Origin of the sequence: Bradyrhizobium sp. 191 (assembly GCF_023100985.1) — a bacterium.
GTDB lineage: Bacteria > Pseudomonadota > Alphaproteobacteria > Rhizobiales > Xanthobacteraceae > Bradyrhizobium > Bradyrhizobium diversitatis.
On record NZ_CP064692.1, the window covers coordinates 5994796 to 6019997 of the forward strand.

A 25202-nucleotide genomic window follows, 5' to 3' on the forward strand; every position below is an offset into this window, starting at 1 on the left:
GTGTGCGCATGAAACGAACGGAGGATGTTCGATGGACGCAGAGAAGAGAGCGGCCGCCGAGAGGGTATATCAGGTTTCGGCCGAGTGGGCCAAGCGCGCCTGGATCGACCAGGTCAAGTACAAGGACATGTACGCCCGCTCGATCTCGGACCCGAACGCCTTCTGGGCCGAGCAGGCCAAGCGCATCGACTGGATGCACGCACCCACCAAAATCGAGAACGTCTCCTTCGCCCCCGGCAACATCTCGATCAAATGGTTCGAGGACGGCATCCTCAACGTCGCCCATAATTGCATCGACCGGCATCTCCACAGCCGCGCCAACCAGACCGCGATCATCTGGGAAGGCGACGATCCCTCGCAGTCCAGGCACATCACCTACAAGGAGCTGCACGACGAGGTTTGCCGGATGGCCAACATCATGCGCACCCGGAACGTCAAGAAGGGCGACCGCGTCACCATCTACCTGCCGATGATTCCGGAAGCGGCCTACGCGATGCTGGCCTGCGCGCGGATCGGCGCAATTCACTCCGTGGTGTTCGCCGGCTTCTCGCCCGACAGCGTCGCCCAGCGCATCAACGACTGCCAGTCCAAGGTGGTCATCACCGCGGACGAGGGCCTGCGCGGCGGCAAGAAGGTGCCGCTGAAGGCCAATGTCGACGCCGCGCTCGCCAAGGCCGACGGCGTCGACTGGGTCGTCGTGGTCAAGCGCACCGACGGCAAGATCGACATGAACCCGACGCGCGACCTCTGGTATCACGAGGCGGCTTCGATGGTGACGACGGAATGCCCGGTCGAGCACATGCACGCCGAGGACCCGCTTTTCATCCTCTACACCTCCGGCTCGACCGGCCAGCCCAAGGGCGTGCTGCACACCTCCGCCGGCTATCTCGTGTTCGCCGCGATGACGCATCAATACGTCTTCGACTATCACGACGGCGACATCTACTGGTGCACCGCCGACGTCGGCTGGGTCACCGGCCACAGCTACATTCTCTACGGACCGCTCGCCAACGGCGCGACCACGCTGATGTTCGAAGGCGTGCCGAATTACCCGGATAGTTCGCGATTCTGGAACGTCATCGACAAGCACAAGGTCAACATCTTCTACACCGCCCCGACCGCGATCCGCGCGCTGATGCAGGCCGGCGACGAGCCCGTGAAGAAGACCTCGCGCGCCAGCCTGCGCCTGCTCGGCTCGGTCGGCGAGCCGATCAATCCGGAAGCCTGGGAGTGGTATCACCGCGTCATCGGCGACGACCGCTGCCCGATCGTCGACACCTGGTGGCAGACCGAGACCGGCGGCATTCTGATCACGCCGCTGCCGGGCGCGACCAAGCTGAAGCCGGGCTCGGCGACGCAGCCGTTCTTCGGCGTGGTGCCTGAGATCGTCGATGCCGACGGCAAGGTGCTGGACGGCGAGACATCAGGCAATCTGTGTCTCACGCGGTCCTGGCCGGGCCAGATGCGCACGGTCTATGGCGATCACGCCCGCTTCGAGCAGACTTATTTCTCGACCTACAAGGGCAAGTATTTCACCGGCGACGGCTGCCGACGCGATGCCGACGGCTATTACTGGATCACCGGCCGCGTCGACGACGTCATCAACGTCTCCGGCCATCGCATGGGCACCGCGGAAGTCGAGAGCGCGCTGGTCGCACACGAGAAGGTGTCGGAAGCCGCCGTGGTCGGTTACCCGCACGATATCAAGGGCCAGGGCATCTACGCCTATGTCACCCTGATGACCGGCATCGAGCCGACCGACGATCTGCGCAAGGAGCTCGTCACTTGGGTGCGCAAGGAGATCGGCCCGATCGCCGCGCCCGACCAGATCCAGTTCTCGCCCGGCCTGCCAAAAACCCGCTCCGGCAAGATCATGCGCCGCATCCTGCGCAAGATCGCCGAGGACGAGCCCGGCAGCCTCGGCGACACCTCGACCTTGGCCGATCCCGGCGTGGTCGACGACCTCGTCAAGAACCGGCAGAACAAGCGGTCTAGTGCCTCACAATGATCGATGTGATTCCTGTTCGTGGCGCGGGGCTCATTGAATTGTCGCATCGTGCCCGACATCGCCTTGGCGGACGGAAGAGATGAGACTCGTGCTCTTGGGGCCGCCGGGCGCTGGGAAGGGGACGCAAGCATTCAAGCTGTCGCAGATTTTGCAATCCCGCAACTGTCGACCAGCGATATGCCGCGCCGTGGTGTCGGAGGAAGCGGTAATGGGGCGACAAGTGCCGGATCATGATGAAGGCAAGCTGGTGCCGGAAGACTTGGCGATCAGGCTGATGTCCGACCGGATTGCGCGTCCGGACGATAATCACGAGGCGCTCAGCCTGCACCTGACCTCCTGCGCCAAGCAAGCCAGGCCGTTGATTGAGTAATATGCGGCCAAGGGATACTGAGAACGATCGATGCGTCATTGAGCTGTAGACTACGTAACCATCGCACTCGTCCAGGCTATTAGATAACCGGGCCCCGTCGACTGCGGGATCAAGCGTGGCCCGCGTCCGGTTCTCCTCCTATTCGGAAGCAACCCAGTTACGCAGGCCCTCGAGCGTGCGAAAGCCGTCTGCGGCGTAGCAGCGCATGTCCGGCTGAGATGCTCGCATCATCTCGGTCAGCGCATGTCCCGGCCCGAGGTCCAGCACCTCGGTGATGCCCAGCTCTGTAAGCGCGTTCAGGGTTGCCGCCCAATCAATGGGGTGGGCGATCTGGTTCGCCAGTTTCTCCGTGGCGCCGGCGACCGAGAAGATGCGTTCGCCGTCACCGCCGGCAAGTAAGACGCGCTGGGCTGCGACGGCCGCGTCCCTGCTGGCATCGAGTGCCTGTTGCAGAGGTTTGCAGGCCCGCGCGAGCCTTGTCGTATGCGACGCGATTTTGACGGCGAGAAGGCCCGTGCGCGCGCCTTTCCTGGCGGCGTCGTCGCAGAACGCGATGACATCCCGCTCCACGCCTCCGATCACGAAAAGAAGGTCGGGATTCCTGATCGCGATCTCGCAGCGGTGCTTTGCAAGCAGAGGTTCGATCGTAGCGCGGTCGAGCCCGCGGATGTAACCCAGGCGGCCATCGGGCCCGGCTGCGCTTTCCATCAGCCGGGCACGAACATTGGTGAGCCGCAACGCTTCATCGGCAGTCCAGATTCCTGCGATGCTCCAGGCCGCCATCTCGCCGACGCTATACCCGGTGACAGCGGTCTCTTCGGTCAACAGGTCAGAGATGCAGGCGTGGGTCGCGAGAGCCGATGTGACGGTCAGGATCTGGCTGGCATGATTCTCGGACAGTTGCTCGGGGTTGCGCGTCCGAACGTATTCCCGCGGATCCTCACCGAGACAAGCCGTCGCTGCGGCGAAAATTGACTCCGCGGCGGGCTGGTCCGCGACAAGATCAAAACTCTTGTCCGAGAGCGTACCTTGTCCGCCGCAGAGCAGTGCTAACATCCCGGATCTATCCGATCGACGAATAGTGTCATCGCCAGTAGGTCTGCGGAGCCGCCGGGACTGAGATTGCGTGTCACGAACGCTTGGTGAATGTCGGCAGCACGCCTGCGCCATTCCGCCGATCCAACCCCGCCGGCGGCAAGGAAGGCTGACGCGCTAGCTTGCGCGAACCCCAGTCCCTCGGCCCCGCCTCGATGCAGGAGGTTGGTGTCGGTGACGCTAGTGATCAAGCTCATGCAAGTCTGAACGCGAACAGCTTCCTCGTCATGAGGCGCAAGCTCGCGCGCTGCATGCAGCGCGGGCAGGGCGATGTCGTAGACCGATGGAAAACCGTCGGCGGCCTCCCCCCTGGCGCCGGCGGCGCCGTAGCGCCGCGCGGCCACGGCGCCGTGGCTGCGTAGCGATACCGGGCCGGACAGGATGTCTTCGCCCCAACGCTCCGAAACCAGCCTGCCGAGGGATTTGCGAATGCCCACGGCGTTCCGGTATCCGGCCGCGGCGCAAAGCAGACCCAGTCCGAAGATCGCGCCCCGATGCGTGTTCACACCGCAGGTCGCAGCCAACATCGCGCGCTCTGCCGCAACTCCGATCGCGCGCAACCGGTTCATGCCGGCGCCGTCGGCGCCTGCGGCTGCCAAATCGCTGAAGAACGGCGCCAGGGTGTCGGCGCTGCGGCACAATAGCCCGGCGTCCATGTCGCTATGCGCGCCGTTATCGACGTGGCTAACGAGTCCCGGCTTTGGATAGGTCTCGACTTCGAGCTTCAGGCAAAGCGACGCGAGATGGCCGAACTGCTCCGGATCAGGCGCGCGCTCCGGCAGCGACTGCCATCTCAGCGCAACATTCATGACACGTATCCCGCGAAAAAGGCGGCTCGCGTCGTGCTGGTGACCCCGGTTGGGCCTTTCACCAGGATTTCGTCCGCGTCAGCACCGATCAGTTCGCGCCATTGAACCCCGCCTGCCGGTCCGACGATCTCGCCGTCGAGCCGCATCGGCGCCAGCTTCGCGATCTGCGCGATCTCGGACGGCAAGGCTTCCGCCTGCTCGGCCGACGATAACGGCCAGAGCAGATCGAGGTCCGAACCCTCCGAGAGATAGGGAAGGCCGGTGAGATGCTGCCACGCCAGGCTGCCGAAGGTCCGGGTCTCCGGCAGAAGCTGGAGGAGCAGGTCAATCGTCTTGCCCCAGGCCGCAGGCGCTGCGGTTGCGACATCGGCCAGCAAGGGAGGCGGCGCGGACGCGACGATATGAGCAGCGGCGAGCGAGACGGCGATGCGCCGTTTGCCGTGGCTCGGCGGCAGCGGCAGTCCGAGCGGAATGAGGCCAGCGGTATCGCTGCAAGCCGGCCGCCGAATGACGAGAGGACGGCCAGCGTGTGCCCAGCCCGCGACGATCGGCTCGCTGGCGAGTTCGGGATGACGGTTCATCACGGCGGTCCATCCGGCTGCCGAGACCTTGACCATGCTGTGGCGCGCGAGCGCTTCACCCATGTCGCGCTCCTTGATGTGAAATGGTTGCGACGGCAACGCGCTCGGCAAGTTCGGCCGCTTTCCGCCGGCCGCCGCGTTCGGCACCGAGCCGGCCGCGATCGTCCTGTCCGTGCGGTCGTTGCAGCAGGGCCGCAAGCTGCGGCGCCAAAGGCGCATTTTCGTCCCAGACCGCGTGGATGCCGCCGGTCTGCACCATGTTGTCAAGGCCCGGCGCGAACACCGGTGTGGCTTCCGCTTTCGCCTTCAAAATTTCGATCGGCAGCTTGGTGACGCGCGCCATCGAGGGCAGGTCCATCACCGCGGGATGCGCGCCGGGCAGTGCCACCAGCGTGCCTGTGGCCAACGCCGTCGCAATGAACGCGCCGGCGGCGCTGCCGCCATAGAGCAGGCCGACGGTGCGGTGTCCCTCGGCTTCCGCCAGCAGCAGGGCCTTGACGAGATGAGACAAATATTCACTGAGGCCGAGCAGCTCGTCGCGCTTACTCATGCGCTGGCTGGCGGAATCCACCAGGAACAAGATCGGCGCCCGATCCTTCGATTTGACGATCTCGATCACGCGCCTTGCGAGGATGATTGCTTCGTCCACGCCGAGCGCCTGTCCCTGGGTGATGCCGAGGACGTGGATCGCACCTCCGTCAGGCAGGATCGCCTGTCCCGTGATCATCGCGTCGGCTACGTCGATCTTGCCGCCGTTCGGGAACAGGCCCGCCAGGATGTCATCGAGCGTCATCGGCATTTTCCCTGTTGTTGGCCGCACGAAGGAACGTCTCGGTCGGAAGTCCGGGGATCTCGGTCGGCTGGTCGACGCCGAGCGTCTGCCAGATCTCGACGGCGTCCCCGGCCGTGCCAAAGCGCTGCAGTCGCCGCTCGAGGCGCGTCTGCTCGTTCTCAAGAATTGCTGCGTCGCATCGTCCGGTGATCTTGAGCGCATCGATCGCCGCGTGGCGAAACGCCAGCGCGGCGTCATCGACGAACGTATCGGCGCCGCCGATGAGGTAGCGGTGCTTGCCGCCCATCGTGCGCCAGACCAGCGCGCGGTCGCGCGAGTCGAATTCCTCGATACCCTTGTTGGTCTCGATCACCTCGGGGCCGCTGACGCTGATCCGCCCCTGCTCGGACACGATCAGGCGCGAGCATGTGCCGGCGATCAGGCTGCCGCCGCCATAGCAGCCGGCGCGCCCGCCGATCAGGCCGACGATTTGGATGCCGGTCCGCCGAGCCTCGACCACTGCGCGCATGATCTCCGCGATCGCGAGCTCGCCGGCATTGGCCTCCTGGAGCCGCACGCCGCCGGTGTCGAACAGGATCAGCACGTTTTGGTTCAGCGTGCGAGCCGCGCGCAGCAATCCGGTGAGTTTCGCACCGTGCACTTCACCGAAAGCGCCACCCATGAAGCGTCCTTCCTGCGCGGCAACGAGCACCGGCGCGCCATCCAGCCGGCCGCGCCCGATGACGATGCCATCGTCGAACTGCTCCGGCAGGTCGAAGATCGATAGATGCGGGCTGATCTCGCGCAACTCCGGGCCGATGAACTCGGAGAAACTGCCGGTATCGACCAGCGCGTCGATGCGCTGCCGCGCGCTCGACTCGTACCAGCTCAGCGAGACATCATTGGCAGTGACCGCTGTCATCGTTCCGGTTCCTCGATCTTGCGGATGCCTTGGGCGAGGCGCAGCGCGACCGTGTCGGGCCGGGCGCCGCCGTCATTGACGGAAATGCGCAGGCCCCCGGCAGATCGTCGGGCGACGAAGTCGCGGACCACGGCATCCCACACCGCGCCGAAGCCGTGGGCGGCGGTTGCGATGTCGATCGTGCACGTGTCGGCCGGCGAGGTCCGTTCCAACAGCACCTCGAGATTGCCGGAAGCGACGACGCCGACGATTGCCTGTGTGCGGGTGCCGCCGGCGGATGTGGCAGCGGTCAGTCGGAAGCTGAGCTTTTCCATGCGAAACTCCTCACCAGTTGCGGAAGCGGCTGGGTGGACGGTAGAGACCGCCGGAGGCCAGCATGAGGTCCTTGATCGAGCGGGCTGCCAGAAGGCGCCTGTCGGCGTCGAGCGGGTCGATGCCGAGATCCTCGGGACGGCGGACCACGCCGCGTTGCCTGAGCTGCTCGACCAGCTTCGCGTCGCGCGCGCGGCCGATGTCGGTGTATCCGGCAACGCCGCGGATCGCCTGCTCGCGCTCGTCTTTGCTGCGGCACATCAGGAGGTTGGCGATGCCTTCCTCGGTGACAATGTGGGTCACGTCGTCGGAGTAGACCATCACCGGCGCCAGATCGAGCTTGAGCTCGCGCGCCAGATCGAGCGCATCGAGCCGCTCGACGAACAGCGGGGCATTGCGTTCTCCAAAGGTCTCTCCGATCTGCACCACCAGCTTGCGGCCGCGGCGGAGCGCTGCGTTGGAATCGGGGTCGGCTTCTGCGCCGGCCTTGAGCCAGGGTTCGCTCGGGTGGCGGCGGCCGCGTGGGTCGGATCCCATGTTGGGCGCGCCGCCGAATCCGGCGATGCGGCTGGTCGTCACCGTCGAACTGTGGCCTTCGAGATCGATCTGCAGGGTCGATCCGATGAACATGTCGCAGGCATAGAGGCCCGCCGTCTGGCAGAAGGCGCGGTTGGATCGCAGCGAGCCGTCGGGTCCCGTGAAGAAGATATCCGAGCGCGCCGCGACGTAATCCTCCATGCCGACTTCCGATCCAAAGCAGTGGATCTGGTCAACCCAGCCGGATTCGATCGCCGGAATCAGGGTCGGATGCGGATTGAGCGCGAAGTGCGTGCAGACCTTGCCCTTGAGGCCGAGCTTCTCGCCATAGGTCGGCAGCAACAGCTCGATCGCGGCGGTGTTGAAGCCGATACCGTGATTGAGCCGGCGCACGCCGTAAGGCGCGTAGATGCCTTTGATGGCGAGCATCGCCGTCAGGATCTGGGTCTCGGTGATGGCGGCGGGATCGCGGGTGAACAGCGGCTCGACGTAGAAGGGGCGGCCGGCCTCGACCACGAAATGCACGAGATCGCCGGGGATGTCGACGCGCGGCACCTTGTCCACGATCTCGGTGACCTGCGCGACCACGAGACCATTCTTGTAGCTCGTTGCCTCGACCACCGTCGGCGTGTCCTCGGTGTTCGGCCCCGTATAAAGATTGCCGTCCTTGTCGGCGCACACTGCCGCGATCAGCGCGACGTTCGGCGTGAGGTCTATGAAATAGCGGGCGAACAGCTCGAGATAAGTGTGCACGGCCCCGAGTTCGATCTTGCGGCCGAATAGCATCCGCGCAATGCGCGCCGCTTGCGGGCCTGAATAGGAGAAGTCGAGCCGCCGCGCGATGCCCTTCTCGAAGATGTCGAGGTGGGAGGGCAGGACCACGCCGGACTGCACCATGTGCAGATCATGCACATCCTTGGGATCGAGGTTGGCCAGCGCCGAGGCGAGGATGTCGGCCTGTTTTTGATTGTCGCCCTCCAGGCACACGCGGTCCTCTGACCGTATCACCGCCTTCAAAAACGCGGGCAGGCTCGGGATCGGGACGACCTTTCCCTTCGCGTGCTGTCGGCCGGCCGCCAGGCGCTCTCCCAGGGCGGCCTTTTGCATACCCCAATTGCTCATGTCGGCTCCTTGGCATGCGAGGTGAGCTTCGTTGAGGCTTAATGTATGCGTATTGTGTTATAATGTCAATTAGTGTATACTAAGTCGCAAGAACGATAGATAGTCGCATACACCGGAGGAATTTTAAGATGCTAGTGCATACAACATGTCCTGGTTCCGGGGCCCGCGCCCCGCTCGCAGCGGGGAGGCGCCCGTGACCATTTCCGGCGTAGCGCTGCTCGCGATCTGCACGTTGTTGGGGGGGCCTGCTCGGGGACCTGCTCGGCGTCGTCCTCGGTGTGAAGGCCAATGTCGGCGGCGTCGGCATTGCGATGATGTTCTTGATCGCGGCCCGGCTCTGGCTGGTGCGGTACGGTTTACTCAGCCACGGGCTCAAGATTGGCGTCGAGTTCTGGGGCAGCTTCTACATTCCCATCGTGGTCGCCATGGCCGCGCAGCAGAACGTCGTCGCTGCGGCAAAAGGCGGTCCGATCGTCGTCATTGCGGGGATCGGCTCGGTCACGGTGTGTTTCGCCCAGGTGGCTTTGATCGGTAGACTCAGCGGCCGTGTCGAGACTATGGACGAGATCGAGGCGCGAGAGGCGATCGAGGCGAATGTGCCCCACTTCAAGTCCGGGAGGATCGGATGACCATGATATCTCACGTTCTCGCCGCCAGTTCGCTGATCACTGCGTTCGCCGCCGTGGGCATCCTGATGTGGATCTCCGGAGCGATCTCGAAATATCTCACCTTCGGGCGCATCCACGCCTCGGCCATCGCGATCATGCTGGGGCTCTTGCTCGCGTTTTTCGGAGGTGTCGCCACCGGTGGTGAAAAGGGCCTCGCCGACCTGCCGGCCCTGACTGGGATCGGACTGATGGGAGGCGCGATGCTGCGGGATTTTGCCATCGTCGCCACCGCCTTCGAGGTCGACGTCGTCCATGCGCGCAAGGCCGGACTGATCGGTGCGGTCGCGCTCGGATTGGGGACGGTCGTTCCGTTCATTCTGGGCGTTCTCGTCGCCGCAGCGTTTGGCTACACTGATGCCGAATCGCTGACGACGATCGGCGCCGGCGCGGTCACCTACATCGTTGGTCCGGTCACGGGAGCAGCGATTGGCGCGTCATCGCCGGTTATTGCGCTCTCGATCGCGACCGGTGTATTCAAGGCGGTGATCGTGATGATCGGTACGCCCTTTGTCGCGAAGATGATCGGCCTCAACAATCCGCGCAGCGCAATGGTGTTTGGCGGCTTGATGGGGACGGTCAGCGGCGTGTCAGGAGGGCTTGCGGCAACCGATCGGCGTCTGGTGCCTTACGGCGCATTGACCGCGACGTTTCATACCGGGTTGGGATGCCTCGTCGCACCGTCCATTCTCTACTTCACGGTGCGTGCAATCATAGGGAGCTGAATGGCAGGTCTGTTCAAAGTTGCGACTGAGGCAGAAGACGATGGCCGCCTTCTCTCCGATCGCATCCGCAATGCGCTCACGGACGAGATTGCTTCCGGTGCGCTGGTTGCGGGTTCTGCGCTGGAAGAGCAGCAGCTTGCCGATCGCTTTGGGGCTTCCCGCACGCCGGTGCGGGAAGCGCTCCGGCAGCTCGTCGTCAGCGGGCTCGTCGAGGTGCGGGGCCGTCGCGGGCTGGTCGTGGCACGGATGACACCCGAACGCATCATGGACATGTTCGAGACCAGCGCAGAGGTGGAGGCGATGTGTGTCAGGCTCGCAACCTATCGCATGACGCCGCTGGAGCGCAGCGATCTCATCGAGCTCCACGACAGCTCGCTGGCAATGGTCGACGCCAACGACGTCGATGCGTACGACGCGTTCAACCGGCTGTTCCACGAAGGCATCTACAGCGCAACGCACAACGCGTTCATGGCCGAGCAGGCGCAGGAGGTCCGTGCGCGTCTCAGCGCCTTCCGCCGCACGCAATTGCGGCAGGGCGATCGCATCCGCAAGTCCCGCGACGAGCATGACGCCATTATGCAAGCCATCGCGGAGGGGGATGGCGATACGGCCTCGCGCAGAATGCGCGCGCACATGTTGAACGCCGCCGCGGCGCTTCGGCGCTACATCGACGACCGCGCCGGCGGACAAGCTTGAGTGTGACAGCAGGATAAGCCTACTTGCGCACTGGCTGTAGTTTACCCACATTGGCCCATGGTTGATTGGGTCGGGCACCTGATGTTCTTCTTGTTCTGATGGGATGACGACTGTCAGATCGACACCGCGACAAAGCGTTAGCCTAGCTTGCGCGACGCGCGATAAGAAGCGCGGCTCCGAGTCCGCACATCACGGCTCCAGAGGTCTGTCTCGTCCGCGCGATGAACGTGGGTCGCCCGGCGAGTCCATCCCTCGCTTTGGCCGCCCAACGGGTCACGATCAGGTCTACGCAAGTGTTCAAGGCGACGGAAATCGTGCCGAGCACAACGAACTGCAGAGCCACGTTCACGCTCGTGTCGACGAACTGCGGAATAAAGGCAAGGAAGAACGCGGCCGTCTTTGGATTCAGTGCCTCCACGACGATGCCTTCGCGCAGCGCACGGCCAGCGCCGGTCGTCTGGACTTCGGTCGGCGCGGGGACCCGCGCTTCCCTCCACGTCTTGATGCCGAGCCAGATGAGATAGAAGGCGCCGGCGATCTTCAGCGCAGTGAACGCTTCCGCGCTCGCCATCACCAGGGCCGAGATGCCGATCGCGCCGGCGAGCACGTGTACGAAACCACCGAGACCCAACCCGACGCTGGATGCTAATCCCTCCGTCCGGCCGCCGGCCAGCGTGCGGGCGACGATGTAGAAAATGCCCGGCCCCGGCGTGACCGCCACGACCGTAGCTGCGGCCAAGAACAGCGCGAACGTCTGAAGCTCGAACATCGTATCTCTGAAAGCTAGACACGCACGGGAATTAGAGGGGCCGCGGCGCGGTCCGCAGGATGCTCGCTGGCGGCTAGGCCCGCCGCGACGCCGACGCGATCGGCCATTGGACGATTCTGGCTCATCTTGCGCTTGCCTTCGAAGCGCACCACCGGGATGCGGATCCCGACGATGCCGCGCAACTGGGCGGCAATGAAATCCGCGGGAGCGTCGGAGACGGCCCATGGCTTCGCACGCGCTGCTTCGTGCTTCCGCGTCAGGCGCGTCACAACGTCGAGCAGGCGCTCTGGATCCTGGAAGAACTCGACGGGCCCGTACGCGTGCACGGCGACGTAGTTCCAGGTCGGCACGACCTTGCCGGTCTCCTGCTTGGTCGCGTACCAGGAAGGCGTTACATAGGCCTCTGGACCCATGAAGATCGTGACCGCGTTTCCGATCGGAGAAACCTGCCACTGCGGATTGGCCTTCGCCAGATGCCCGTAGATCACGCCGCGCTCGCCCTCGCTTTCGTCGAGAAACAATGGAAGCGGCGTCGCAAGCGGGCCCTCGGCAGTCGCCGTCACCAGATTGGCCAGGCGGGCGTCGCGGATGGTCGCGCGGATACTCTCGACGTCTTCGTCCTTGAATGCGGGAGGCGTATACATGGCTTGTCTCCGTTAATGGGTCAAAGGTGGTCCGCTCGGCGCGAGCGCTCATGGAGCAGGGCTACTTGTCCGTTGTGAATTCCGGTTTGCTAGTCGCATCCGGCGCGAGACGACCGATCAGTCCGTGGATGTCGCCCAAGACCCACAGATCGCTCACCTTGTCGCCTCGAAACGTGAAGATCGGCGCACCGTACCACCACACGTGGCGTCCGGTGGGCGCATGGCCGAACATCGGCTTCCGATGGATGCCGTGGAAGCGCAGCTTTCCCGAGACCGCGTTGCCCTCCTCGAGGAGATCGAGGATGTCAGATGTGTAGTTTTCCAGGGAGTCTGTCACCCATCTGACGTAGTCCGCGAACTGATCGAAACCGACGAGGACAGGACCGAGGGAGCCCCGGAAGGTGAAGCCCGGCTGAAATATTTCGGGGATTAGAGCGACGTCCGCATTGTCCCACATGTCCTTGTAGAACTTTCGAACGACTTCTTTCTGCGGGCTCAGAGCAACCCGAGCAAAGTCCATGGCGGGCTCGAGTCCTGGCGGCGGGGCAATCATGTTTGGCCTCTCCTTGACGAACACTCGTTGCGGGTGAACTAAAGACGGTTTAGGGACTGCCCGAGGTCGCCGAGCAAATCTGCCTCGTCTTCCAAACCAACCGACAGGCGAATCAAGTCATCTCCGACGCCCCTTTGAAGGCGTGCTTCGGGACGAACAGCGCGCCGGGCATGAACCAAGCTCGCGGGATGCATGATGAGCGTTTCAGCGTCTCCGAGACTGACGGCAAGCGTAATGAGCTTGAGATGGTCGAGAAAACAGCGGGCAGCATCAAAACCACCGCGAAGACCAAAGGACAGCATTCCAGATCCCGCTGACATTTGTCTCTTTGCGAGAGCATGCCGCGGATGGGACGGCAGAAATGGATAATTCACCCACTCTACCGCCGAGTGGGCGTCGAGCATGCGCGCGATCGCAAGTGCGTTGGAGCCGTGGCGTTCCATCCGGAGAGGAAGCGTCTTGATCCCGCGCAAAATCAGGGAAGAGGCCATCGGCGACATGACGGCACCGGTGATGTAGCGCAAGCCGCGATCACGTATTTTTTCGATCAGCTCGGTCCGTCCCAGGAGAGCCCCTCCGAGAACGTCTCCATGCCCGCTGATATACTTGGTAAGGGAGTGGAGCACGATGTCCGCCCATTGGAGAGGCCTCTGCAGCGCGGGAGACGCGAACGTGCCGTCGACGATGACCAAGAGGCCGGCTCGCCGAGCACGGTTCGCAATGGCTTCGATGTCGAGGACGTCCCCTGTGGGATTGACCGGCGTCTCAAAGTAGACGGCTCTACTGCGAGATGTGAGAACAGCATCCAGATTGGCGGGGTCACTGAGATCGACAGGGATGGTCTTTATGCCGAAGCGAGGCAAGCCCTGTTCCGTCATGGTCGTCGTATTCGAATACAAGGTCCGATGGACGATGAGTTCGTCATCTTGGGATAGGAGCGAAAGAACCAAGGCGCCGAACGCGGCCATTCCCGAGGCCAGTACGACGGCGTCTTCGGCACCCTCCAAGTTTGCCAAGCGGGTTTCCAGCAATGCGGTCGTCGGATTGAACTCCCGCCCATACAGTTTGCCCCCCAATGCGGCCACCGCATCCAATTCGGCGACGCTGTCGAAGGCGAAGGTCGACGTCATATGAATGGGATGGGATACCGCGCGAGAGTGATGGGCAGGGTCATACCCATGGTGGATCGCTCGCGTCGAGAATCCGAACCCAGGTCCATCCGTTGCAATTCGTTCCGAAGCGGACATCGTTTGGAGATCTCCCATCTTTGCGCGAGCGGTCATTGCCTGCGGGTTTGCTTCGAGGCGCGACCGCCACGGTCGCATCGCTCTACTTTTCGGTCGATGTCATCTATTGACGTTGACGACCTTGCGCCCGCGCACTTGGCCACTCATCAGGCCGCCAGCCGCGGCGACGACGTCGTTCAGACCGATCTCGACCGCCGTCTTCTCCAGATCGGCTTCGGTTAGCAAGGAAGCGAGACGATCCCAGGCTTCGACGCGTTCTGCCTTCGGGCGGGTCACGCTGTTGATGCCGAACAGCGCCACTCCTCGCAGGATGAAGGGGGCGACGCTTGCGGGAAAATCCAATCCTTGCGCCATGCCGCACGCGGCAACCGCTCCGTCCGCTTTGATTCCGGCGCACACATTGGCGAGCGTATGGCTGCCTACCGAGTCGATCGCGGCGATCCATCGTTCCTTCTGCAGCGGCTTGCCGGGCTGCGACAATTGTGACCGGTCGATGATCTCGGCAGCGCCCAGGCTCTTGAGATAGGGCTTCTCGTCCGGTCGGCCGGTCGAAGCCACGACGCGGAAACCGAGCTTGTGGAGAAGCATGATCGCGATGCTGCCGACGCCTCCGCCGGCACCGGTCACCAGCACGTCGCCCGCGCCGGGACGGATGCCATACTTCTCGAGAGCTACGACCGACAGCATCGCGGTATACCCAGCGGTACCGATGATCATCGCGCGGCGGGAAGGCATCGAAGGCGGCAGCTTGATCAACCAATCGGCCTTGACCTTTGCTCGCTGCGCCAGGCCGCCCCAATGTTGTTCGCCGACACCCCAGCCGTTGAGAACTACCCGGTCCCCCGGCGCGAAGGTCGGGTCGGAGCTGGACGAGACCACGCCAGCGAAGTCGATCCCGGGCACCAGCGGGAAGGATCTCACGATCGGGCCCTTGCCGGTTATCGCGAGGCCGTCCTTGTAGTTCAGCGTGCTGAACTCGACATCGACGGTCACGTTACCGTCGGGGAGGCGGCTGTCCGGCAATTCGGCGACGTCGGCGCGATATCCCCGCTCGTCCTTCTCGATCAACACGGCTTTGAACAACTCGAACTCCTCTTCACGATGTTCTTCTGGACCTGGCCTTCGGCTCGTCCGGACGCGGCAGGCCGGCGACGAAGCCGGCGATGAAGGTATCGAGCGGGAGGCCATTCTTGACGAGGCGCGCCCGCATCACCGCTCCCTCCCAGCCGATCCAGAAAAACTCAGCCAAGGCATCGCAGTCTGCGCTGCCGATCTCGCCGGCCTCGTATGCGCGTTCCAGGCAATGCGCCACCTTCCGCTGCCATCCCTTGACGATCTCGTCCAACGCGGACCTGTAGTCCTCGGGCAGCGCTTCGACCTCTTGGCTGAGGTTTCCGACTAGGCAGCCGCGCGTGTAGCTGTACTTCGCCATACCGGCCTTGGCGGCTTCGACGAAGGCTCGCGTGCGTGCCAACGGCGCAAGCCTTTCGTCATTCAGGGCGCGGTCCAGCTTGTGCCGGAAGAAGGAATCGTAGGCCTTCATGATTTCGCGGCCATACTCCGCCTTGCTATCGAAGTAATGGTAAAACGAGCCCTTCGGCACAGTGGCGCGGCGCAGCAGTGCGTCCAGGCCCGTGGCGGCAAATCCCTGCTGAGTCATCACTTCCATTCCGCAACGGATCAGAACGTCGCGCGTCGGTGCGTACCCGACGTCGTGCCGGACCGTTTCGCCCGGGTGGCGGCGATCATCTGGAGATCTGGCCATTTGTGTCCTCAGTAGACCGATCGTCTAGAACACAAATGCCGAATCTTGGCAAGCGTGGAAACGAAGCGACGGCGTGTGCCGGGACGCCATTTTCCGCCATGTTGCCGATAAACTTTGCATGTTGAAGCTTTTTTCCGCAGTTTTGCCGAGTCATTGTGCGGCTCGGCGTCACGTCACGTTAGTTTCGTACTTGACACAAAGTGTCCTTAGATCGAAGGTCGGCCATTCTTCGAGAGAGGTGCTGCATGTTTCGATCTTTCCGAAAAGTCGCTTCGATTGCCGCCGGTGCGGCCGTTCTTTTCCTTGGCCCCATTGCTGAGCCGGTCGATGCGGCCGATGCCTATCCCTCGACCACGATCAAGCTGGTCGTCGGCTTCCCGGCGGGAGGCCCGACTGACATCATTGGGCGCGTCATCGGCCGTCTGCTCTCGAAGGAGTTGAATCAGACCGTCATCGTCGAGAACAATGGTGGTGCCGGCGGAATGATCGCGGCGTCAAACGTCTCCCGCGCGAAGCCCGACGGGTACACGCTTCTCGTCGCGGTGGAGTCCTCGAATACTCGCGCCAGGGCACTCTATGCGTCCGTGCGCTACGATCAGCAGAATGGCTTCACCTACATTCGCAAGGTCGCGAAGCAGCGGAATCTGCTCGTCGTGAACCCGAAATTCCCCGTGGCCAGCGTTCCGGAACTCGTCGCCTATCTGAAGGCACACCCGGGAGAGGTGAACTTCGGCGGTACGTTCGGGGCGACGTCCCATGTCGGCGGCACGCTGTTCGACATGGCCTATGATACGAAGATGACGTTCATCAATTATTCGGGCGGCAATCAACCGATCGTCGATTGCATGTCGGGCATCCTGCAGGTGGGCTTCTTCACCGAAGCCACGATCGGCCAGCAGGTCAAGGCCGGCACCCTCAAGGCGCTCGCGGTGACGTCGGCCGAGCGGTCACCGGCCTTCCCGGATCTGCCGACAATCGAACAGGCGGGCGGCAAGCCTATCGATATCTCCCCATGGTTCGGGATCGCGGGTCCGCCGGGCCTTCCGGCCGAAGTCGTCGCCAAGATTGGCGCCGCCCTCGACAAGGCTTCGAGCGATCCGGAGTTCCTGAAGCAGTTGGAGACGATCGGCGCAACTCCGATAGCCGGTTCGACGGTCGAGACCTTCACGGCCGACGTCGGAAAAGAAGAGGCCTACTGGAATCAGTGGGCCAAGGACATCGGAGCGCCGCTTCAGAAGTAGCTCGCCGAGGATATTCGATGGACTTCTATCATCAGTACGACGCTCAACTTTCTGCGGAAGAGCGCGAGCATGTCGCGAAGGTGCGGGCATTCTGCGCCGGCCCCTTTTCGGAGAGTGTCTTCGCAGCGCACATGGCGGGCGAGGCGTTTCCCGAAAAATGGATCGCCGAGTGGGCCGCTCTCGGCATGCTGGGACTTCAGACCAAGCGTGCTCACGGTGGCCTGGAAGCGTCGTACCTGTGCAAAGTCCGCGTCGCGCAGGAAATGGCGCACCACGGGTTTGCGGCCGCGTTCTGCCTGAACCATCATCAAGGCGGAGCGACGCGCCTATCACAGACCGGTACGTCGATCCAGATCGAGCGTCTGCTGCAGCCCGCGCTGCGCGGCGAGCTGCTTCTGACCACCGCCATGACCGAGCCGGCAGGAGGCAGCGATGTTTCCGCCCTGGCCACGACGGCCGTTCCAATCGACGGCGGCTGGGCTCTGACCGGCACCAAGGCGTGGATGACCGACGGCCTGCTGGTGGGTGGTCTCATCGTCCTGGCCCGCGTCGGAGACGCTGCGGGGGCGGGTGACATCGCCAGCTTTTACGTGCCTTTCGGCCAGGCCGAGACGGTGAAGCGGACCGAGATCGTCGTCCCCGGAGCGCGTTCCTTCCGTCTGGCCGAAGTGGCCTTCAACGCTCACTTCATTCCCGATTGGTGTTTGATCGCAGCGCAGGGCGCCGCGCTCAAGGCGTCTATGGCATCGGTTAACGCGGCCCGCGTTCACGTGGCCGCCATGTGCGTCGCGACGCTGCATGCGGCGCTGTGCGAGGCGGTGGACTACTGCGAACGCCGGCAGGCCTTTGGAAAGCCGCTGACCGGACATCAAGGCCTGCGCTGGGAGCTGGCGGAGGTCTCGGTCCGGCTCGAGGCCGCCAATGCGCTCGTCTTCCGCGCCGCCGAGCAGATACAGGCCGGGGAAAACCCGATCGCGCTGGCTGCGCAAGCCAAGAAGTTCGCTGTCGACACCGCGCTTTGGGGCATCGATCAGTGCGTCCGGATCTTGGGCGCGACGGGCGCCGGCGCGGCCCACCGCCTGAACATGCATTTCGCCGAGGTCCGGATGGCGGCCTACGCCGACGGTACTAGCGAGATGCTGCTCGACCGGGTCGGCCGCGGCCTGTCCGCGACCTATCCCAAATCAATCCCGTAGCAAACACGGCGGACGAAACGATGCGCAACGTAGTGGTTGAAGACGCGGCGGCGGCCGTGGAAGGCATCAAGGACGGCGACACCGTCATGATGGGCGGGTTCGGCGGAGCGGGTCTTCCGCTCGGAGTGGTCAAGGCGGTGCTCGACCGAGGCGTCCGCGACCTGACGCTGATATCGAACAACGCCGGCTCCACGGAGGACGATCTGTCGCTGTGGTTCGAAGCCAGGATCGTTCGCAAGATCGTCTGCTCCTATCCGCGCAGCGCTAAGCAGTTCGCCGAACAATATCGTGCCGGCACGGTCGAGCTCGAACTCGTTCCGCAGGGCACGCTGGTGGAGCGCATCCGGGCGGGCGGCGCCGGTCTCGGCGGCTTCCTTTCTCCCGTGGGCGTTGGAACGGTGTTCGCGGACGGCAAGGAGAAGATCGTCGTCGACGGCCGCGAATTCATTCTTGAGCTACCGCTTCGGGCAGATTTCGCTTTCGTCAAAGGTCATCTCGCCGATACGCTCGGCAACGTCACCTACAACAAGACGGCGCGCAACCACTGCGCGGTCATGGCGACCGCCGGCCGGACGGTCGCTGTGGAAGTCGACTGCGTGGTCAACGTCGGCGATTTGGATCCGGAAGCCATCGTCACTCCATGCATCTTCGTCGATCGCGTTTTCGCAAGGAGCTCCCGATGATACCGCTTTCACGCGATGCGCTGGCGCGCATGGTCGCTTTGCATCTTCCCGAGGAAGGATTTGTGAATCTCGGCATCGGTGCTCCGACGCACGTGGCCGATTACTTGCCGGCCGGTTCGGGCGTGATCCTTCACAGCGAAAACGGCATCCTCAACGTGGGCCCAAAGCCCGCAGCCGGCGAGGAGGACTGGGACCTCATCAACGCCGGAAAGATGCCGATTTCCTTGCGGACCGGCGGTTCTTACTTCGATTCCAGCCTCTCGTTCGCGATGATGCGAGGCGGTCATCTCGACGTCGCCGTGCTCGGAGCCTTTCAGGTCTCCAAGGACGGCGACCTCGCCAACTGGACGACCGGCGACAACGGGTCTCCCCCCGGGATCGGCGGAGCCATCGATCTGGCGGTCGGCGCCAAGTCGATCTGGGTGATGATGGACCATACCACGAAGGATGGCCGCTCCCGCATCGTGGAGCGATGTGGATATCCGCTCACGGCGCGCAGAGTGGTAACCCGCATCTTCACCAACCTCTGCATCATCGACGTGACCGAGGATGGTCTGGCGGTCCGAGCACTGCTCGACGGCTTCACGATCGAGGCGCTGCGCGATTGGACGGAGGCGCCGCTGCGCCTCGCCGGCGAGATCCTGACCATCAGGCAGGATGGGAGCGTCGCATGATCTATCGCGTCGCCGAGCTCGTCGCGGAGTGTCTCGTCGCGCACGGGGTGGACAGGGCCTTCGGCGTACCGGGAGAAAGCTTCCTGGCCCTGCTGGACGCACTGCGCGATCGAAACGATTTCGACCTGGTGACCTGCCGCCACGAAGGAAGCGCGAGCCTCGCGGCTGTAGCCGACGCCAAGCTCACCGGCCGCGCGGGCGTCGTGATGACGAGCCGTGGTCCGGGCGCCTTCAACGCAGCGCTCGGACTGCACGTGGCCGCGCAGGAGGCGATACCGCTGGTAATGCTAGTCGGTCAGGTCGATCGTCCGAACCTCGCAAGGGACGCGGTGCAGGAGATCGACTGTGGCCGATCTTTCGATGGCGTGCTGAAGTGGTCGGTGCGACTGAACTCGGCGGATCTCGTTTCAGAGATGATGGCCCGTGCGTTCGCGGTGGCCCATGCGGGAACGCCCGGTCCCGTCGCCATCGAACTGCCGGAAGATCTCCTTGAGGACACCGCCGAGGGATTTGCGGCCACAGCCAACGGAGCTGTGCGTCCGGAGCCGGGCGCTGCGGCGATCGAACAGGCGAGGGCGGCATTGACGGCGGCGGAGCGGCCGATCCTGCTGGTCGGCGGCGAATGCCGGACGGCATCGTTCCGCAAAGATCTGGTCGCGTTTTCCGAGAAACGGAACGTGCCGGTCGTCACCATGAACAAGATGCAGGACCAATTCCCGAACTCTCACCCGCTGTGGGCCGGTCAGTTCGGGTTCTTCACGTCTCAGCCTCATGTGAAACTGCTCGAACGCGCCGACCTCGTCGTTGCCGTCGGAACACGTCTGGGCGATCTGTCCTCGCTTGGCTTCGCATTTCCGAGACAGGCCGAGCCGCGCCAGCCGCTGGTCCACGTCTATCCGGATCCCGACGCGATCGGAAAACGCGTCCGGACCGACGTAGCCGTCGTATCCGGATCGCACGCGTTCGTATCGGCCATGCTCGCCGCGCCCGCGACGGCGCGGGGCCGCACCGAGTGGCTTCACGAGGCTGCCGCGGCACGGACAGCCACGCATGGTTGGCCTCAAATTGGCGTACCATCGGCGGACGTCTTCGGTCACGCGGTGGCGGCCATCGCCGCGCACTTCAGGGCCGATGGCATCGTCACGACGGACTCCGGCAATTTCGCCGGATGGGTCCATCGCATCTTCAGCCTCGAGCCGACCGCGCGGCTGCTCGGCTCGGCTTGCGGGGCGATGGGCAGTGGGGTCCCGTCCGGGCTCGCTGCCAGCCTTCGCTTTCCGGGGCGGCAAGTGGTCGCCTTCTGCGGAGACGGCGGCTTCCTGATGACGGGCAATGAGCTTGCGACGGCCGTTGCCAGAGGCGCGAACCTCACGATCGTCGTATCCAATAACCGGTCCTACGGGACCATCCGGTCGCACCAGGAGCGGGCCTTTCCCGATCGTCCGTACGGCACCGATCTTTCGAATCCCGACTTTGCCGCTTTGGCGCGCGCCTTCGGCGCGACGGGCTTCGTCATCGAGGACGCGGAACGTGCCCCGGGGACGGTCGCGGAGGCGATGACGACCAAAGGACCGGTCGTCATCGAGGTGCGATCGGACGTGCGCCAGACGCTCGACAAATCGCTCGCCGCCTTACGCTGAAACCAGGTCGGGACTAAGGCCCATGGAGAAAACACGATGGACGCGATCGCAATCGAGGAGCCCGAGGTCACGATGTCTTGGCAGGGCGTCGTTCGCTTCTTGCACAAGACTCCGCGCGCCTTTTTGCCGATGCGCTCGTTTCCCTCGCTCGAGCTCGTCGCTGGACGCGGTATCGAGGGCGATCGATATTTCGTCGGCCACGAAACAGGATTCTACTCTCACAAGCCGGAGGAGGGACGGCAGGTCACCCTGTTCGAGATGGAGACGCTTGAGGCCCTGCGACGCGACCACAAGATCGAGTTGCTGCCCGAGGAACATCGCCGCAACGTGACCGTCGAAGGCGTCCCGCTGAATCATCTCGTCGGCCGTCGCTTCCGGCTCGGAGAAGCGATTGTCGAGGCGACCCGCCTTTCAACGCCGTGCCGGCACATCGAGGAGATACTCGGCAAGTCCGTCTTCGATTCGTTGATCAACCGCTCGGGGCTGAACTGCAAGATCATCGCGGGGGGCACGCTGCGCGTCGGCGACGCCGTGAGGCCGATCTAGATGGCGAAGGCGATCAAGACGGTCTCCACCGTTGTCTCCAAGGTCGAGGATCTCGGCAACGACACCAAGCGCTTTACGCTCGTCGACCAGGACGATTGGGAACTGCCACCGTTTAGGCCCGGGGCGCACATCGACGTTCACCTGGGCCAGGGTCTCGTCCGGACCTATTCGCTCTGCAATGAGCCGGACGATGCTCGGCCGTACGTGATCGCAGTGAAGCGCGAACGCGAAGGCCGCGGCGGCTCGCACTTCCTGCACGACCGCGTGGAGGTGGGACAGCCGATTTCGGTCTCGCTGCCGCGTGGCGGGATCGCACTGGACCAGGAGGGAACGAACGTATTCCTCGCGGGAGGCATCGGCGTAACCCCGTTCATCTCCGCAATTCGGCATCTCGAGCGCCGAGGGCGCTCGAACTACGTGCTGCACTGGACCAGCCGCGGACGACCGGTCCTGACCGACATGATCGCGCCGGCGATCGAAGCAGGTCGTGTCCGCCTCTATGACACGACCGCCCAGGCCAAGCCCGTCATCGCCGCGATTGTCGGGGAATTCTCCGGATCTGGTCTGGCGGCCTGCTGCGGACCCGCAGCGATGTTGGAGGCCTTCGAAGAAGCCGTATCGGCCTGGCCGGAAAAGCGCAAACACATTGAGATGTTCACCCCGCCGAAGGTCATCGCCCGAAGCGACGTGCCTCCCTACGAACTCTATCTTTCGGCGAGCAACAAGCTGGCGACTGTCACGCCAGATGTTGGTCTCCTCGGAACTCTGGACGCGCTCGGCGTCGACGTACCCGTGTCCTGCGGCGGCGGCATCTGTGGCGCCTGCCGCACGCGCTGGACCGAGGGTCCGCCCATCCATCGCGATCGCGTGCTTTCGCCTGCTGAGCGGCAGAATGAGCTCATCGTCTGCGTGGGCGATTGCGCGGGACAAAGACTGGTGCTGGATCTGTGATCAAGCGGGGGGCCCGTTTCACGGTTGGAATTGTCGGTGGTTTGGTGCGAGATTGATTCAGGCAATAACTTCGGAAAGAGCCGAGCGCAATGACACTCAACCTCAAATTCCTCCGCGTGCAGAGCGGCATGACGCTGGAGCAGCTTGCCGCCGATTCCGGTCTGACCCGCAGCTATCTTTCCAAGCTGGAACGCGGGCTCTCTTCTCCGTCGATAGGCTCCGCGCTCAAGATCGCCGAGGCTCTCGGAACGACCTTAGACCGCTTCTACGGCCAGCCAGACGACCACGACCAGATCACGATTGTCCGCGCGAAGAACGGGAAGGCGGGCGACGTTGACACGCACCTGTCGCTGGTCGCCGGACTGGCTCCCGAACGCACGATGCGCGCCTTTATCGTGCGACCAACCAAGACGGCGAAACGCGGTCGCATCATGAGCCATCACGAAGGTGAGGAAATCCTATTCATCCTGACCGGCCGGATCGAGCTCGTCATCGGAAAGCGCAAGGAGACATTGAATCCGGGCGATTGCGTCCAGTTCGACTCCACGATTCCGCACAAGGTGACGCAGGTGTCTTCCGAACCGGCGTCGGCGCTCGTCGTGATAGCGACCAAAACCAATTAGAGGTGCCGATATGCCGATCATGCTGCGAAAGAAGGATTTTTACGCCGGGCTGCTCATGGTGCTGCTGGGCGCCGGGATCGGCGTCAACTCGACAACATATTCGCTCGGGACCTTCGCGCACGTGGGACCGGGCATGTTTCCGTTGATGCTCGGCGTCATGATGGTTCTCGTCGGAGCTTTGATCTTCATCACCGGGTTGGCGACGCCACTCGAAGAGGGAGAGCGAATATTGCCCGCGCCGATGGAATGGCGCGGCTGGGCCTGCATCCTCGCGGGTCCTCTGATGTTCGTTCTCTTCGGCGTCTATTTCGGAATGGCCGCGGCCACCTTCATGTGCGTCTTCGTCTCCGCGCTCGGCGACAGGACCGCCACCCTGAAAGGCTCGGCCGTCCTGGCCGCGATCGTCGCGGTCGTAGGCTGCCTCCTCTTTTCCTACGTGCTGAAGGTTCCTTTCCCGCTGTACCGTTGGGGGTTTTAGATGTTCGCGAGCGCGCTTTCCGATCTCTGGTACGGCTTCGGCGTCGCTTTCGAGCCGCAGAATTTCATGTGGTGTTTCGTCGGCGTCCTTGTCGGTAACATGGTGGGCGTCCTGCCGGGAATGGGTCCGCTCGCCACGATCTCGGTGCTGCTGCCGCTGACGTTCGGCATCAAGCCGGTCGGCGCCATCCTGATGCTGTCAGGCGTGTTCTATGGGGCGCAATACGGCGGCGCGATTTGTTCAATCCTGCTCAACTTACCGTGCCATCCGCCGCACGCGGTGACGTGTCTCGACGGATTTCCGCTGACGAAGCAGGGCCGCGGCGGCGCGGCGCTCGGCATCACGGTCCTATCGTCGTTCGTCGGCGCTTCTTGGGGCATCCTGGAAATGATCTTCCTGGCTCCGGTCCTGGTGAAGGTCGCGCTGGAGTTCGGTCCGACCGAAATTTGCTCGCTGATGCTTCTAGGTCTGCTCGCCGGTTCGACACTGGCAAAAGGCTCGCCTCTCAAGGGCATCGCCATGACGTTGCTCGGCCTGTTTCTAGGAATCGTGGGAACGGATGTCGAGACCGGCTCGGAGCGCTTCACGTTCGGCATCCCAAATCTCCTTGACGGCATCGAACTCGTTGGACTCGCTCTCGGTCTATTTGGTATCGCCGAGTTCATGAAGAGCGTGAATCAATATTCCGAGGTGAACACGCGCTATTCGAACGTCGGCCTGCGCGATCTACGTCCATCGCGTGACGAACTTCGCCGCTCGATCCCGGCGATGTTGCGCGGCACCATCATCGGAAGCCTTTGCTCGCTCATTCCAGGAACGGGACCGACGATCGCTTCCTTCATCTCCTACGCAGCCGAAAAGAAGGTTTCGAAGACACCTGAGAAGTTCGGGACCGGGATGATCGAAGGCGTCGCATGTCCGGAGGCGTCCACGCACTCGTCGGTACAGGGCGACTTCATCCCGACCATGAGCCTCGGCATTCCCGGCGACGCTGTCATGGCGCTGATCCTGGGCGCCCTGATGATCCAGGGCATCGTTCCCGGTCCCCAGTTGATCAAGGAGCATCCCGACATCTTCTGGGGCCTGATCGCGAGCTTCTGGATCGGCAACGTCATGCTGGTCTTGCTCAACGTCCCGCTGATCGGGCTCTGGGTGAAGCTCCTGATGATTCCCTACAAATATCTCTATCCAAGCGCGCTGTTCTTCGTCGCGATCGGCGTCTACTCGACCAACAACGACATGTTCCAGGTCGGCGAGACCGTCGTCGTCGGGTTGATCGGCTATCTACTCCTGCTGCTCGATTTCCACCCGGCCTCGATCCTGCTCGGCTTCGTCCTCGGGCCACGCCTAGAAGAGAACTTCCGTCGTTCGCTGCTGGTCTCGCGCGGTGACGTTATGATTTTCGTCGAGCGGCCGATCAGCGCGTTCTTTCTGTTCCTGTGCCTGACGCTTCTGGCGGCGCAGGTCTACGTGCGCTTGCGCAAGCCGAAGGTCCTTGCGGCGCTCGACGTCGCGGAGGGGAGCGCCGTTGCGACCGCCCGGCCCGCCGAGTGAGCTTTTATTCGTTCAAATTCCGGT

Annotated in this window: 27 protein-coding genes and 1 pseudogene; 15 read left to right on the forward strand and 13 right to left on the reverse strand. The window is 63.5% G+C overall.

Annotation, left to right across the window (positions count from 1 at the left end; all coding sequences use genetic code 11):
• Window positions 1–31 precede the first annotated feature (31 nt).
• Together acs and IVB23_RS27965 are read left to right on the forward strand one after the other, a co-directional pair.
• Complete coding sequence (gene acs, locus IVB23_RS27960) at window positions 32–2008, forward strand: acetate--CoA ligase (RefSeq protein WP_247800769.1); 1977 nt, start codon at window positions 32–34, stop codon at window positions 2006–2008.
• A gap of 79 nt (window positions 2009–2087) precedes the next feature.
• The gene (locus tag IVB23_RS27965) at window positions 2088–2378 is read left to right on the forward strand and encodes a nucleoside monophosphate kinase (RefSeq protein WP_247800770.1); all 291 of its coding nucleotides are present in this window, start codon (window positions 2088–2090) and stop codon (window positions 2376–2378) included.
• A gap of 138 nt (window positions 2379–2516) precedes the next feature.
• On the opposite strand, the gene IVB23_RS27970 is transcribed toward IVB23_RS27965, so the two are convergent.
• Genes IVB23_RS27970 through mdcA form a run of 7 tightly spaced genes read right to left on the reverse strand, consistent with a single transcriptional unit; the run spans window position 2517 to window position 8528 of the window.
• Window positions 2517–3434 carry an acyltransferase domain-containing protein gene (locus IVB23_RS27970; RefSeq protein WP_247800771.1) on the reverse strand — a complete coding sequence of 306 codons (918 nt, stop codon included), beginning with the start codon at window positions 3432–3434 and terminating at the stop codon, window positions 2517–2519.
• Window positions 3428–4282, reverse strand: a complete 855-nt coding sequence (mdcB, locus tag IVB23_RS27975) for a triphosphoribosyl-dephospho-CoA synthase MdcB (RefSeq protein WP_247800772.1) — start codon at window positions 4280–4282, stop codon at window positions 3428–3430. Before mdcB ends, IVB23_RS27970 begins: the two co-directional genes overlap by 7 nt.
• A complete protein-coding gene (gene mdcG / locus IVB23_RS27980) occupies window positions 4279–4926 on the reverse strand; it encodes a malonate decarboxylase holo-[acyl-carrier-protein] synthase (RefSeq protein ID WP_247800773.1) in 648 nt (215 codons plus the stop codon). The genes mdcB and mdcG overlap by 4 nt, the downstream gene beginning before the upstream one ends.
• Window positions 4919–5656: a biotin-independent malonate decarboxylase subunit gamma gene (gene mdcE / locus IVB23_RS27985; protein WP_247800774.1), complete on the reverse strand. Its 738-nt coding sequence runs from the start codon at window positions 5654–5656 to the stop codon at window positions 4919–4921. Before mdcE ends, mdcG begins: the two co-directional genes overlap by 8 nt.
• Window positions 5643–6557: a biotin-independent malonate decarboxylase subunit beta gene (locus IVB23_RS27990; protein ID WP_247800775.1), complete on the reverse strand. Its 915-nt coding sequence runs from the start codon at window positions 6555–6557 to the stop codon at window positions 5643–5645. The genes mdcE and IVB23_RS27990 overlap by 14 nt, the downstream gene beginning before the upstream one ends.
• On the reverse strand, window positions 6554–6871 hold the full coding sequence (gene mdcC / locus IVB23_RS27995) for a malonate decarboxylase acyl carrier protein (protein ID WP_247800776.1): 318 nt from the start codon (window positions 6869–6871) through the stop codon (window positions 6554–6556). The genes IVB23_RS27990 and mdcC overlap by 4 nt, the downstream gene beginning before the upstream one ends.
• A 10-nt stretch (window positions 6872–6881) precedes the next feature.
• Entirely contained in the window at window positions 6882–8528 is a 1647-nt protein-coding gene (gene mdcA, locus IVB23_RS28000; protein ID WP_247800777.1) for a malonate decarboxylase subunit alpha, read from the reverse strand.
• Window positions 8529–8721: 193 nt separating this feature from the next.
• On the opposite strand from mdcA, the pseudogene madL reads away from it, so the two are divergent.
• From madL to IVB23_RS28015, 3 genes and pseudogenes are all read left to right on the forward strand, one after another.
• A pseudogene (gene madL, locus IVB23_RS28005) lies at window positions 8722–9157 on the forward strand (malonate transporter subunit MadL).
• Window positions 9154–9918 (forward strand): malonate transporter subunit MadM, encoded by a 765-nt coding sequence (gene madM / locus IVB23_RS28010; protein WP_247800778.1) that lies wholly within the window; start codon window positions 9154–9156, stop codon window positions 9916–9918. The pseudogene madL and the gene madM overlap by 4 nt, the downstream one beginning before the upstream one ends.
• Complete coding sequence (locus tag IVB23_RS28015; RefSeq protein ID WP_247800779.1) at window positions 9919–10614, forward strand: GntR family transcriptional regulator; 696 nt, start codon at window positions 9919–9921, stop codon at window positions 10612–10614. It abuts the gene before it with no gap.
• A gap of 142 nt (window positions 10615–10756) precedes the next feature.
• Here the strand turns inward: IVB23_RS28015 and IVB23_RS28020 are convergent, their stop codons facing one another.
• The 6 genes from IVB23_RS28020 to IVB23_RS28045 all read right to left on the reverse strand — a co-directional run bounded on the left by IVB23_RS28020 (window position 10757) and on the right by IVB23_RS28045 (window position 15592).
• Window positions 10757–11383: a LysE family translocator gene (locus IVB23_RS28020; protein ID WP_247800780.1), complete on the reverse strand. Its 627-nt coding sequence runs from the start codon at window positions 11381–11383 to the stop codon at window positions 10757–10759.
• Window positions 11384–11397: 14 nt separating this feature from the next.
• Entirely contained in the window at window positions 11398–12027 is a 630-nt protein-coding gene (locus IVB23_RS28025; RefSeq protein ID WP_247800781.1) for an FMN-binding negative transcriptional regulator, read from the reverse strand.
• Window positions 12028–12088: 61 nt separating this feature from the next.
• Window positions 12089–12580: an ester cyclase gene (locus tag IVB23_RS28030; RefSeq protein ID WP_247800782.1), complete on the reverse strand. Its 492-nt coding sequence runs from the start codon at window positions 12578–12580 to the stop codon at window positions 12089–12091.
• Window positions 12581–12618: 38 nt separating this feature from the next.
• Window positions 12619–13827, reverse strand: coding sequence for a PLP-dependent aspartate aminotransferase family protein (locus tag IVB23_RS28035; RefSeq protein ID WP_247800783.1), 1209 nt, complete (start codon window positions 13825–13827; stop codon window positions 12619–12621).
• A gap of 99 nt (window positions 13828–13926) precedes the next feature.
• Complete coding sequence (locus IVB23_RS28040; RefSeq protein WP_247800784.1) at window positions 13927–14910, reverse strand: MDR family oxidoreductase; 984 nt, start codon at window positions 14908–14910, stop codon at window positions 13927–13929.
• 13 nt (window positions 14911–14923) lie between these two features.
• A complete protein-coding gene (locus IVB23_RS28045; RefSeq protein WP_247800785.1) occupies window positions 14924–15592 on the reverse strand; it encodes a TetR/AcrR family transcriptional regulator in 669 nt (222 codons plus the stop codon).
• A 245-nt stretch (window positions 15593–15837) separates the two neighbouring features.
• On the opposite strand from IVB23_RS28045, the gene IVB23_RS28050 reads away from it, so the two are divergent.
• The 10 genes from IVB23_RS28050 (at window position 15838) to IVB23_RS28095 (ending at window position 25178) form a co-directional block, all read left to right on the forward strand.
• Complete coding sequence (locus IVB23_RS28050; RefSeq protein ID WP_247800786.1) at window positions 15838–16833, forward strand: tripartite tricarboxylate transporter substrate binding protein; 996 nt, start codon at window positions 15838–15840, stop codon at window positions 16831–16833.
• 17 nt (window positions 16834–16850) lie between these two features.
• Window positions 16851–18029, forward strand: a complete 1179-nt coding sequence (locus IVB23_RS28055; RefSeq protein ID WP_247800787.1) for an acyl-CoA dehydrogenase family protein — start codon at window positions 16851–16853, stop codon at window positions 18027–18029.
• A gap of 20 nt (window positions 18030–18049) precedes the next feature.
• On the forward strand, window positions 18050–18712 hold the full coding sequence (locus IVB23_RS28060; protein ID WP_247800788.1) for a 3-oxoacid CoA-transferase subunit A: 663 nt from the start codon (window positions 18050–18052) through the stop codon (window positions 18710–18712).
• A complete protein-coding gene (locus IVB23_RS28065; protein WP_247800789.1) occupies window positions 18709–19386 on the forward strand; it encodes a 3-oxoacid CoA-transferase subunit B in 678 nt (225 codons plus the stop codon). Before IVB23_RS28060 ends, IVB23_RS28065 begins: the two co-directional genes overlap by 4 nt.
• Window positions 19383–21026, forward strand: a complete 1644-nt coding sequence (locus IVB23_RS28070) for a thiamine pyrophosphate-dependent enzyme (RefSeq protein WP_247800790.1) — start codon at window positions 19383–19385, stop codon at window positions 21024–21026. Before IVB23_RS28065 ends, IVB23_RS28070 begins: the two co-directional genes overlap by 4 nt.
• Before the next feature lie 36 nt (window positions 21027–21062).
• The gene (locus IVB23_RS28075) at window positions 21063–21572 is read left to right on the forward strand and encodes an MOSC domain-containing protein (RefSeq protein ID WP_247800791.1); all 510 of its coding nucleotides are present in this window, start codon (window positions 21063–21065) and stop codon (window positions 21570–21572) included.
• Entirely contained in the window at window positions 21573–22523 is a 951-nt protein-coding gene (locus tag IVB23_RS28080; protein ID WP_247800792.1) for a PDR/VanB family oxidoreductase, read from the forward strand.
• A gap of 89 nt (window positions 22524–22612) precedes the next feature.
• A complete protein-coding gene (locus tag IVB23_RS28085) occupies window positions 22613–23146 on the forward strand; it encodes an XRE family transcriptional regulator (RefSeq protein ID WP_247800793.1) in 534 nt (177 codons plus the stop codon).
• 10 nt (window positions 23147–23156) lie between these two features.
• On the forward strand, window positions 23157–23624 hold the full coding sequence (locus tag IVB23_RS28090; RefSeq protein WP_247800794.1) for a tripartite tricarboxylate transporter TctB family protein: 468 nt from the start codon (window positions 23157–23159) through the stop codon (window positions 23622–23624).
• On the forward strand, window positions 23625–25178 hold the full coding sequence (locus IVB23_RS28095; protein WP_247800795.1) for a tripartite tricarboxylate transporter permease: 1554 nt from the start codon (window positions 23625–23627) through the stop codon (window positions 25176–25178).
• Window positions 25179–25202: the final 24 nt, after the last annotated feature.